The sequence below is a fragment of the Streptomyces sp. NPDC059443 genome (assembly GCF_042750105.1).
Lineage (GTDB): Bacteria > Actinomycetota > Actinomycetes > Streptomycetales > Streptomycetaceae > Streptomyces.
This window is the reverse complement of record NZ_JBHYVM010000009.1, coordinates 159,928-164,402: the sequence shown is the minus strand read 5'-3', so window position 1 is coordinate 164,402 and position 4,475 is coordinate 159,928. Positions and strand designations below refer to the sequence as shown.

General features: G+C 69.4%; 5 protein-coding genes. 4 read left to right on the top strand and 1 reads right to left on the bottom strand.

Annotated elements, in window-relative coordinates; all coding sequences use genetic code 11:
* Positions 1 to 229: 229 nt before the first annotated feature.
* Entirely contained in the window at positions 230 to 946 is a 717-nt protein-coding gene (gene ndgR / locus ACFXDJ_RS11865) for an IclR family transcriptional regulator NdgR (RefSeq protein ID WP_112450208.1), read from the bottom strand.
* 184 nt (positions 947 to 1,130) lie between these two features.
* Here ndgR and leuC point away from each other — a divergent pair, with 184 nt between their 5' ends.
* From leuC to ACFXDJ_RS11845, 4 genes are all read left to right on the top strand, one after another.
* Complete coding sequence (gene leuC, locus ACFXDJ_RS11860; RefSeq protein WP_384660421.1) at positions 1,131 to 2,555, top strand: 3-isopropylmalate dehydratase large subunit; 1,425 nt, start codon at positions 1,131 to 1,133, stop codon at positions 2,553 to 2,555.
* Positions 2,556 to 2,560: 5 nt separating this feature from the next.
* The gene (leuD, locus tag ACFXDJ_RS11855) at positions 2,561 to 3,154 is read left to right on the top strand and encodes a 3-isopropylmalate dehydratase small subunit (RefSeq protein WP_384660418.1); all 594 of its coding nucleotides are present in this window, start codon (positions 2,561 to 2,563) and stop codon (positions 3,152 to 3,154) included.
* Positions 3,155 to 3,291: 137 nt separating this feature from the next.
* Entirely contained in the window at positions 3,292 to 3,519 is a 228-nt protein-coding gene (locus ACFXDJ_RS11850) for a hypothetical protein (RefSeq protein WP_384660414.1), read from the top strand.
* 145 nt (positions 3,520 to 3,664) lie between these two features.
* A complete protein-coding gene (locus ACFXDJ_RS11845; protein ID WP_384660411.1) occupies positions 3,665 to 4,348 on the top strand; it encodes an HU family DNA-binding protein in 684 nt (227 codons plus the stop codon).
* Positions 4,349 to 4,475 lie beyond the last annotated feature (127 nt).

The following is a 4,475-nucleotide window of genomic DNA, read 5'->3' as shown; positions in this document are numbered from 1 at the left end:
GGTGTCGCGCGCCACCCCCCCCCCCACACCCCGGTGGGTCGGCGCTTATCCCCGGGGGGGGGGGCTACCATCCCTAGCCCCCCGAGGTTTACCCGGGGGGGGCCCTCTTCGCGTTCCCGGAGACGTGCGGGCACGCGGGCACAAGTGCGGGCCCGGAGGCGCGTGTTAGGACGTGTGCGGCGTCGTACGCGCCCCCGGGCCCGGGGGTGGATGTGGGAGACGGAAAAGGTCAGCTGGAGCGGCGCAGGGCCTCCGTGAGGCGGGCGGCCGCGTCGATGACGGCCTGGGCGTGCATGCGCCCCGGGTGGCGGGTCAGCCGCTCGATCGGTCCGGAGACCGATACGGAGGCCACCACGCGGTTGGAGGGGCCGCGCACCGGTGCCGAGACGGAGGCCACGCCGGGCTCCCGCTCGCCGATCGACTGCGCCCAGCCGCGACGCCGTACGCCCGAGAGCGCCGTAGCCGTGAAGCGCGCGCCCTGGAGGCCGCGGTGGAGCCGCTCGGGCTCCTCCCAGGCCATCAGGATCTGCGCGGCCGAGCCCGCCTTCATCGGCAGCGTCGAGCCCACCGGGACGGTGTCCCGCAGGCCCGACAGCCGCTCGGCGGCCGCCACGCAGATGCGCATGTCGCCCTGACGCCGGTAGAGCTGCGCGCTCTCTCCCGTGACGTCCCGGAGGTGGGTGAGCACCGGTCCGGCCGTGGCCAGCAGGCGGTCCTCGCCGGCCGCGGCGGCGAGCTCCGCCAGCCGCGGTCCGAGGATGAACCGGCCCTGCATGTCCCTCGCCACCATCCGGTGGTGTTCCAGTGCCACGGCAAGGCGATGTGCCGTGGGTCGTGCGAGCCCTGTCGCCGCGACCAGCCCGGCGAGGGTGGCCGGACCGGACTCCAGTGCGCTCAGTACCAGAGCTGCCTTGTCGAGAACGCCGACGCCGCTAGAGTTGTCCATGAAACGATATTCGCGTCTCACACTGTGAAACGCAAGTTCAATTTTTCCAAGAACGAGCGAGTCTGTATGTGCGGGTCCACGAACCACTGGGTCCGAGCCGTCGTCCGGGACCTGGGGAACGGGCGATCAGGCGCAAAAGATCTCTATGAAGCGCCGGCACAACCGGCCGGCCGGAGGGAAAGCGATGGGTAGGACACTCGCGGAGAAGGTCTGGGACGACCATGTCGTCCGGCGCGCGGAGGGCGAGCCCGATCTCCTCTTCATCGATCTTCACCTGCTGCACGAGGTGACCAGCCCCCAGGCCTTCGAAGGCCTGCGGCAGGCCGGCCGCAAGGTCCGACGCCTCGACCTCACCATCGCGACCGAGGACCACAACACCCCCACCATCGACATCGACAAGCCGATCGCGGACCCGGTCTCCCGGGCCCAGCTGGAGACGCTGCGGGCGAACTGCGCCGAGTTCGGCGTACGCCTGCACTCGCTGGGCGACGTCGAGCAGGGTGTCGTCCACGTCGTGGGCCCGCAGCTGGGCCTGACCCAGCCGGGCACCACCGTGGTCTGCGGCGACTCGCACACCTCCACCCACGGCGCCTTCGGCGCGCTGGCCTTCGGCATCGGCACCAGCCAGGTCGAGCACGTGCTGGCGACGCAGACGCTGCCGCTGGCCCGCCCCAAGACGATGGCGATCACCGTCACCGGCGCGCTGGCCGAGGGCGTCACCGCCAAGGACCTGATCCTGGCGATCATCGCCAAGATCGGCACCGGCGGCGGCCAGGGCTACGTCCTGGAATACCGCGGCGAGGCCGTCGAGAAGCTGTCGATGGAAGCCCGCATGACCATCTGCAACATGTCGATCGAGGCCGGCGCCCGCGCGGGCATGATCGCCCCCGACCAGACCACCTTCGACTACCTGGAGGGCCGCGACCACGCCCCCAAGGGCGAGGACTGGGGCGCGGCGGTCGCGTACTGGAAGACCCTGCACACCGACGAGGACGCGGTCTTCGACGCGGAGGTCGTCATCGACGGCACCACGCTGTCGCCGTTCGTCACCTGGGGCACCAACCCGGGCCAGGGCGCGCCCCTGTCGGCCAACGTCCCCGACCCGGCTTCGTACGAGGACGCTTCGGAGCGCCAGGCCGCCGAAAAGGCCCTGGAGTACATGGGGTTGACCGCCGGACAGCCGCTGCGCGACATCAAGGTCGACACCGTCTTCGTAGGTTCCTGCACCAACGGCCGCATCGAGGACCTGCGCGCCGTCGCGGGCATCATCGAGGGCCGCAAAGTCGCCGACGGCGTACGGATGCTGGTCGTCCCCGGCTCGGTCCGCGTGGCCCTCCAGGCCGTGGCCGAGGGCCTGGACAAGGTCTTCAAGGAGGCCGGCGCCGAATGGCGGCACGCGGGCTGCTCGATGTGCCTGGGCATGAACCCCGACCAACTGGCGCCCGGTGAGCGCTCCGCGTCCACCTCCAACCGCAACTTCGAGGGCCGGCAGGGCAAGGGCGGGCGCACCCACCTGGTGTCCCCGCAGGTGGCCGCCGCCACCGCGGTGCTGGGCCATCTGGCCTCGCCCGCCGACCTGTCCGACGCCACCGCGACCGCCGGAGTCTGAGAACGATGGAAGCCTTCACCACGCACACCGGCCGGGCCGTCCCGCTGCGCCGCAGCAACGTCGACACCGACCAGATCATCCCCGCCCACTGGCTGAAGAAGATCACCCGCGACGGGTTCGAGGACGGGCTCTTCGAGGCCTGGCGCAAGGACCCGGAGTTCGTCACGAACCGCCCGGAGCGCGAGGGCGCGACCGTCCTGGTCGCCGGCCCCGACTTCGGTACCGGCTCCTCGCGCGAACACGCCGTCTGGGCCCTGCAGAACTTCGGCTTCAAGACGGTCATCTCCTCCCGCTTCGCCGACATCTTCCGCGGCAACTCGCTGAAGAACGGTCTGCTGACCGTCGTCCTGCCGCAGGAGACCGTCGAGCAGCTGTGGGCGCTGACCGAGGCCGACCCCACCGCCGAGATCACGGTCGACCTGGTCGACCGCCAGGTCCGAGCCGAAGGCGTCGTGGCCGAGTTCGAACTCGACGACAACGCCCGCTGGAGGCTGCTGGAGGGGCTGGACGACATCTCGCTCACCCTTCAGAACGAAGCCGACATCACCACCTACGAAAGCGCCCGGCCCGCCTACAAGCCGCGCACGATTCAGGCGTGATTCCTGCCTGATCAGCGCTTATTCGCCTTCGGGTGATCACATAGGCAACACTGTGCCCCCTGCCTTCAGGCAGGGGGCACAGCTGTGTGTTGAGGCCCCGTGAGGCGACAACTCGCCCCAGATGGCACAATCTGTGCATGGAACGCGACAGTCAACTTAAGCTCTACGAACTCGTCGCGGACCGATTGAAAGAAGCACACACACGGGTGCGCTCACTGCAAGTCCCGGAGGGCGTAAGGATGGCGCTGGCCCGGAAGCTGTTGGTCGTCACTGCCGCGGCGAAGCATGATCTCGCCGATGCGGCAGTGCGCCTGGACAGGTTGATGAAGGACCTCGACGAGGGTCGATTCCCTGAAGGCGACTGATGCGAAGGAACTCCGTAACGGCCTACAGCGTTGCGGCACTAGGGTGATAAGCCCGTTTCGTGTTTGATTTGCGGTATATATCCGCCTAACGTGCGAAATAAGCTTGAACACATTCGTTCTGGCGAAGTCTCCGAAGGGGAAGACGTTGAACAAGGCGCAGCTCGTAGAAGCGATTGCCGACAAGCTGGGCGGCCGTCAGCAGGCCGCGGACGCTGTCGACGCGGTACTGGACGCCATCGTCCGCGCGACCGTCGCGGGCGACCGGGTCTCGGTCACGGGCTTCGGCTCGTTCGAGAAGGTCGACCGCCCGGCCCGCTACGCCCGCAACCCGCAGACGGGTGAGCGCGTGCGGGTCAAGAAGACCTCGGTGCCGCGCTTCCGCGCGGGTCAGGGCTTCAAGGACCTGGTCAGCGGCACCAAGAAGCTGCCCAAGGGCGGCGAGGTATCGGTGAAGAAGGCGCCCAAGGGCAGCCTCACGGGTGGTGCTTCCGCGACGGTCAAGAAGGCTGCCGCGAAGAAGGCGGCCCCCGCCAAGAAGGCCGCGGCCGCCGCGAAGACCACGGTCGCGAAGAAGGCCACGGCCAAGAAGGTCACGGCCACCGCCAAGAAGACGGTCGCGAAGACCGCCGTGGCGAAGAAGGCCGCCCCCGCGGCCAAGAAGGCCACCGTCAAGAAGGCCGCGGCGACGGCGAAGAAGGCCACCGCCACGGCGAAGAAGACCGCGCCGGCGGCGAAGAAGACCACCGCCGCGACGAAGGCGCCCGCCAAGAAGACGGCGACGCGCAAGGCCACCGCGAAGAAGACCACCGCCCGCAAGACCGCCAAGTAGGGCACGGGTCACACACGACGGGGCGGGGGGCCCCCCCGGGGGTTTACGGGCCGCGGGGGGTAGGGGGCGAAAGTTTTGAGGGTGTACACGGGTTTAAGCCGGCCCCCGCCCACGCCCAGCCGCTCGA